The sequence below is a fragment of the Methylicorpusculum sp. genome, assembly GCF_030651835.1.
Taxonomy (GTDB): Bacteria; Pseudomonadota; Gammaproteobacteria; order Methylococcales; family Methylomonadaceae; genus Methylicorpusculum.
On record NZ_JAUSBX010000106.1, the window covers coordinates 1 to 5,388 of the forward strand.

General features: G+C 48.1%; 5 protein-coding genes. 2 read left to right on the forward strand and 3 right to left on the reverse strand.

What is annotated here, in order from left to right:
* Positions 1 to 69 precede the first annotated feature (69 nt).
* Together Q7V32_RS13910 and Q7V32_RS13920 are read right to left on the reverse strand one after the other, a co-directional pair.
* A protein-coding gene (locus tag Q7V32_RS13910) for an IS3 family transposase (RefSeq protein WP_370691466.1) occupies positions 70 to 1,547 on the reverse strand; the annotation gives its coding sequence in 2 pieces (ribosomal slippage) (positions 70 to 1,118 and positions 1,118 to 1,547; 1,479 coding nt in all).
* Between the two features lie 69 nt (positions 1,548 to 1,616).
* Entirely contained in the window at positions 1,617 to 1,997 is a 381-nt protein-coding gene (locus Q7V32_RS13920; protein ID WP_304897588.1) for an outer membrane beta-barrel protein, read from the reverse strand.
* A gap of 613 nt (positions 1,998 to 2,610) precedes the next feature.
* Here Q7V32_RS13920 and Q7V32_RS13925 point away from each other — a divergent pair.
* The gene (locus tag Q7V32_RS13925) at positions 2,611 to 3,738 is read left to right on the forward strand and encodes a sodium ion-translocating decarboxylase subunit beta (protein WP_304897589.1); all 1,128 of its coding nucleotides are present in this window, start codon (positions 2,611 to 2,613) and stop codon (positions 3,736 to 3,738) included.
* Here Q7V32_RS13925 and Q7V32_RS13930 read toward each other — a convergent pair.
* A complete protein-coding gene (locus Q7V32_RS13930; RefSeq protein WP_304897590.1) occupies positions 3,721 to 4,104 on the reverse strand; it encodes a hypothetical protein in 384 nt (127 codons plus the stop codon). The genes Q7V32_RS13925 and Q7V32_RS13930 overlap by 18 nt on opposite strands.
* Before the next feature lie 565 nt (positions 4,105 to 4,669).
* On the opposite strand from Q7V32_RS13930, the gene rsxA reads away from it, so the two are divergent.
* Positions 4,670 to 5,251, forward strand: coding sequence for an electron transport complex subunit RsxA (gene rsxA / locus Q7V32_RS13935; RefSeq protein ID WP_304897591.1), 582 nt, complete (start codon positions 4,670 to 4,672; stop codon positions 5,249 to 5,251).
* The last annotated feature ends 137 nt before the right edge of the window (positions 5,252 to 5,388 follow it).

The window sequence follows — 5,388 nt, forward strand, 5'->3', positions numbered from 1 at the left end:
CGGAATGTGTCAATGACATTGAGACACCCAGTTGTTTTATTTAGTGTCTAATTGTTGTGTATTTATGGGTCAAGTTTCTCCCTTTGTGTTAATAGGCGGATTAATCCAAACGGCGTTAGGCAAGCTGGGTGGTAAAGGGCACTTTCCTTTGAATCGCTTAGGATTAGCGTGGAAAGCCGTTTCCAGGGTTTTGGCACGGGCTTGGTATACCGTAGCTGCTTGGTCGAAATGGACGGTGGCCGGGGTCATGTAACCGATGCCCGAGTGGCAATGGGACTGGTTGTACCATAGGAAGAAGCGTTGGCAATGGCTGCGGGCATCTTCAAGGCATCCGAAGCGGGCGGGGAAATCAGGCCGATATTTCAGGGTTTTGAACTGGGCCTCGGAATAGGGGTTGTCATCTGAGACATAAGGACGGCTATGGGTCTTGGCGACCTCCAGATCGACCAGCAAGGCGGCCACCGGCTTGCTGCGCATGCTGGAACCGCGGTCGGCATGCAGGGTTAGCGTATTGGGCGGGATGTTGTGCTTGGCCACTGTTTCGGCGATTAGCTGCTCGGCCAGTTCGGCGGTTTCCCGCGGAGCGACCATCCAACCGACCACATAGCGGCTGAAAATATCCAGGATCACATACAGGTGGAAACAGGTCCATTTGGCCGGGCCTTTGAGTTTCGTGATATCCCAGCTCCAGACTTGATTGGGCGCGGTGGCCAGGAGTTCCGGCTTGGTATAGACCGGGTGCAGCCGTTGGCGCCTGCGCTCCGCCGACAGGCCGTCCGCCTCCAGGGCGCGGTACAAGGTGCGCACCGAGCCGATGTAGCGCCCCTCGTCCAGCAGAGTGGCATAGACAAAATACGGCGAGCAGTCGGCAAAGCGTTCACTGTTAAGCACCGCCAGCAGTTGCTGCCGCTCACTGGTCGAGAAAGCCAGCGGGGCGGACGGACGGGACACCCGCGTTACCGGCACAGGTACCAAGAGGCGCCGGCGGGCATCCTCGCGATAGACCGAACTGCGGTTCAAATTCAGGGCGGCGCAAGCCGGCGCCAGGCCGACCTCCGGGGCCAACTGGTTAAGGGCTTGCATCAGCAGGACTCGCTCGGCGTCTCGTCCGTCGGCAGTCCGAACAAGACGCAAAGTTTTTTTTGGACATCAATAATGGCATTGGCCTGAGCCAGTCTGCGGCGCAGACGCTCATTTTCCTGGGTAAGTTGGTGCACACGACGATCCTCGGCCTGCGCAGGGTCGGCCTTGCGCCCCCGTTTTTGCGGCGCCAACGCGGCGCGCTCATCGGCAGCTCGCTGCCTACGCCAGGTGGACAGATGGGAGGAGTAAATCCCTTCTTTGCGCAATAAAGCGCCAACCTCACCCAGCTGGGTACAGCGATCAGCGGCCTCCAGGATGCGGCGCTTGTCGCTGCTGGTAAATTGTCGGCGCTGGGCGGTGGCAACCACCTCTGAGTCGGGCCGCGCGCCGGAGGTCGCGTTTTCAGCCGCCCTACGGGCGTCTTCCAACGCGACCTCCGGCGCAGTTAATTGTGGTGATTCCATTGTCTCTGCTTTCGATTTGCTCATGATTCTGACCTACCTTTATACTCTAATTTCCGAGGGGTAGGTGTCTCAGGTCATATTGGCACAGGGGGAACGAGCGTCGTTGCCGTACATTACATCGGCACGGAAACCGAAATCCCAGTTGCTGCCTTCGGTGTTGACTGCTCTTTCAATATAGCCATAGAGCTGATTCATATGGAATTCGTTGGCGCGGTCATTAAATGTAACTGGTCCATTGAAGTTGTCTCTGGGGCCATCAGGATTTCCGGCAATACCCGCTGAAACCCAGCCGCCAACTTCTATGCCCCAATCGTTCAGGGAGTTAACGTTAACACCTGTCAGGCTTTCAACGGCACCTTCACCTTCTGCGTGTGCAAATAGAGGGGAGCACAGCAATGCGCTACAGAGCGTGACCTGTAATCCCGTGTTCATTTTGTTTTTTACTGACATAAGTGATTCCTACTGTGGTTTGAATTAAAAGGTTCTAACTAACAAGGTGTTAGCCTTAATGTTTAAGTAGTCAGATTAATTAATTTTTTAACTTAATGATAAGTTTGACTTCATTATAGTCATTGTTGCTTATATGACAAATTGTAGTATTTAAGCGACACCATGGTTAGCTAAAAGCAGGAACCATGCCGAATTTATAAGTCTATGAAATAATGGAGTTTAATAGTTATAAATTCGGTTAGACAAGCTATTGGTGCACAAAATGAGAGCAAAAACAGATTGAATTGCTCTCAAATGGTGCGGCAAGAGCTGCGGAAAAATATACGTGTCGAAACCTGTTGCTTTATCGCGATGAATTAACTTTAGCTATTAGGCTTGGTTCAATATAATTCCCAAAAAGCACGAATGACCGGCAGATATGCTATAAGTGAAAACCTATTGGTTGACACTTGCAATTGCATTACCCAATGGACGAAACGCTGGCACTTGGTCCTGTATTAGTGCGGGTAGGTCTCCCTCTGGAAAAGGGAAAGTAAGGGCTGTTTTGAGGCTTTTACACCACAGTTTGCCCACATTGAGACCCGTTTAAACACTAATTAAATCGAGACAATCTATGGAAAATTTAATGTTGCTCTGGCAGAGCACTGGGTTCTACAGCATTCAGCCCGGACAGACTTTGATGATGGCGGTGGGTTTTTTGCTGCTGTATCTGGCAATTAAAAAGGGCTTTGAGCCTTTGCTGTTGCTGCCAATCGGTTTCGGTGCGGTTTTGAGTAATATACCGGTTGCGGGTATGTCTGAAGAAGGTGGGCTGCTTTATTATCTTTATTTCGGTATCAAGACTGGTTTATTCCCGCTGTTGATATTTATGGGCGTCGGTGCCATGACTGATTTCGGGCCTATGCTGGGTAATCCAAAAACGCTCTTTCTTGGTGCGGCGGCTCAATTTGGAATATTTGCAACCTTATTAGGCGCGCTTGCGCTGAATCTGGTTCCTGGGATGGAATTCACCATGAAGGATGCGGCTGCAATTGCAATTATCGGGGGGGCGGATGGACCGACGGCCATTTATGTGGCCTCAAAACTCGCGCCCGATTTGCTGGGTGCGATTGCGGTAGCGGCTTACTCTTATATGGCTTTAGTGCCGTTAATTCAACCCCCGATAATGCGGGCATTAACAACAGAACAAGAGCGCCTGATTGAAATGGAGCAACTTCGAATTGTCAGCAAAACCGAAAAAATCGCATTCCCTTTGATGCTGTTACTGTTAACTGCGCTGCTGTTACCTTCTGCTGCGCCACTCGTGGGTATGTTTTGTTTCGGTAATTTAATGAATACGTGCGGTGTCGTCGAACGCTTAAGTAAAACGGCACAAAATGAATTGATCAATATTGTGACTATATTTCTGGGTCTTTCCGTCGGATCCAAGCTAAGTGCCGATGCCTTCTTGAAATATGAGACATTGGGCATACTGGCATTAGGTGCAATTGCTTTTTGTATCGGTACCGCGGCGGGTGTGATAATGGCCAAAATAATGAACAAATTCAGTAAAACGCCTATAAATCCCCTGATTGGCGCGGCAGGTGTCTCGGCTGTTCCTATGGCCGCAAGAGTTGCCAATAAGTTGGGTTTGGAAAGCAATCCTCATAACTTTCTGCTGATGCATGCGATGGGGCCGAATGTTGCCGGCGTCATTGGCTCTGCGGTAGCCGCCGGTATTTTGTTAAGTCTGGTGCATTAAAAAAAGTGGCAATAGTCCGGCGCCAAGCAGTGCTTCTGTTGGTGCCGAAGCTAACGATAATTGATTGGTTGCGGTTACTGCAGAAGCGTTTTGGGAGCGAGCATGAAATAAGTTAGTCGATTTGCAATTCTGTCTTAGCGGGAACTGCTTCTCGGTCGTATAGATTATAAGGTCGCGAAACGAATTACCGATCACTTCGTTTTTCTTGGTATCCACACTGACGATAGGATTGCCAGTCGCTTGATAGGCCTTTTTCAATTCAGTAATACGCTCAAATTGAGCATTACGGTTTATGTGACCCCCAGCGGTATGCTTTTTCAAAAGAAGCAGAAAGACTTCATCGATTGCCGGTTGCTGCTCAAGCACGGGCGTTCTGCCTCCGCCCGCTCTTCTACTGCGGTTTTGAGGTAACGTTTCGGTTTGGTTAAGCTCTTTGATACCCCGCATAACAGTATCTCGCGAACAACCGAACAGTCGGGCCGCATAGCTTACTCCGCCATAAGGGATCTTTAACGCTTCAACTCCAGCCTATAAACGTCTATTTTTCTCTGGCAGACGATGGTAAAGCCCTTGTATCTGAGTTTCGATTTCTTGCGAATAAGGTTCGATCATTTTTAAAGTTAGACGTACTATTTTTAGCGCCCTTTTGAAAAAGGAATTTTAGGCCCCGAAACTTTTTATAAAGGGTGTGGGCTTTTTTCTTGTCAGTGAAACCGGATATAATGCCCTTTGTTGCATTTAAATCAAAAATGATGTTTTATTTCCACTAATTCTTGATTAAAATGCTCAGGAATTATTTCTTTGGCTAAGGGTCAGAACTTCGCTATTACTCACTTTATGGCTTTTTCCATAAGTCAGGCCTAATTAAACGCAGTTCAGAATAAACGGAAGCAATCAGCAGGCCTTCCGAATCCAGCGATGAGGCAACAACATGAAAGACTATTTAATTATTTTGGTAAGTACCATCCTGGTTAACAATTTTGTACTGGTTAAGTTTTTAGGCTTATGTCCCTTTATGGGGGTTTCCAGAAAGCTTGAGACGGCTCTGGGTATGGGCTTTGCCACTACGTTTGTTCTGACTCTGTCTTCAGTATGCAGCTATCTTGCGAATGAGTATTTGTTGATTCCTTTGGAATTGCAGTATTTAAGAACCATTACCTTCATTGTCGTCATCGCATTTGTTGTTCAATTTACCGAACTGGTTGTTCATAAAACCAGTCCCATGCTCTATCAGGTATTAGGTATCTATTTGCCTTTGATTACGACAAATTGCGCTGTACTTGGCGTAGCACTGCTTAACGTACAGGCACAAAATGGATTCCTTGAATCGGCATTGTATGGTTTTGGTGCGGCAGTTGGTTTTTCAATGGTGTTGACGTTGTTTTCAACGATTCGCGAAAAAATTGATGTTGCTGATGTGCCTGTTCCTTTTAAAGGGAATGCCATTTCGCTGATTACGGCCGGACTGATGTCTATGGCGTTTATGGGCTTTTCCGGTCTGGTCAGAGTCTAGTGTTTAATTGCAGAAATAATATATTATATCAGCTATACTAGGCATTATGCCTAGAAAAGCGATAGAAATAACACTGACCACCGAACAAAAACAACAGCTTGAAAAAATAGTCCGCAGTCATAGTGCCGAGCGTCGAC

Bases quoted from the DNA above. Each gene is read 5' to 3' on its own strand.
- Q7V32_RS13920 (WP_304897588.1), bottom strand. From the start codon at position 1,997: ATGTCAGTAAAAAACAAAATGAACACGGGATTACAGGTCACGCTCTGT.
- rsxA (WP_304897591.1), top strand. From the start codon at position 4,670: ATGAAAGACTATTTAATTATTTTGGTAAGTACCATCCTGGTTAACAAT.
- Q7V32_RS13925 (WP_304897589.1), top strand. From the start codon at position 2,611: ATGGAAAATTTAATGTTGCTCTGGCAGAGCACTGGGTTCTACAGCATT.